At 40.6% G+C, this 626-nt stretch carries 1 protein-coding gene; it reads right to left on the reverse strand.

The annotated features are described in order from the left end of the window. A partial coding sequence (locus ACQ76X_RS36125) for a GBS Bsp-like repeat-containing protein (RefSeq protein ID WP_438498697.1) occupies positions 1-626 on the reverse strand: 626 nt, incomplete at both ends.

A 626-nucleotide genomic window follows, 5' to 3' on the forward strand; every position in this document is an offset into this window, starting at 1 on the left:
CGAATTTTCCATGTCGTGTCGTTTACCTTTTCTCCGATGATCCATGGATCCTTAATGTCATCTTGACCTTTATACTCTGTCCATGTGGGAAACCGTACTTCTTTAATTGTTCGTGCGACTCCTTCCACATAAACTTCGTAATATCCGTCAGTTAATGACACTGTTTGAGGAGAGATGATTTTTGTAGTATCTTGGATGTTAGTATTAAGACCTTTCACTAACTGATTGTCTGCGTAGATATGTGTATTGTACGTACCTCTTTGCCCCCCGTGTTTCGACAGGATAACCTTACCTTTCCAGAGATTTGGGGCAACTTTCACGCCAGCTATCCATTCGATATCATCTTGCCCTTTGTCTTCCGTCCATGTTGGAAAATTTACATTTTGAACACTGTCAGGAACCCCTTTAAGATAGATATCATAAGAGACTGCTGAAGTGCTGAAGAGGTACGGTTCTGCAGGTGTAACCTTATTTCGCTTAAGAAGATTTCCATTTGCATCATAGCTATACCGGATCATTGAGTTATCCGCAAGAATCTCTGTCTCTAGTTGATTGTAATTGTAAATGCTGATCTTCTGCCGCTGTGGCGTACCATTCATATCTACAATCAGATAATTGGAATCGAT

The organism is Paenibacillus sp. IHBB 3054 (genome assembly GCF_051594305.1).
Classification (GTDB): Bacteria; Bacillota; Bacilli; order Paenibacillales; family Paenibacillaceae; genus Paenibacillus_AQ.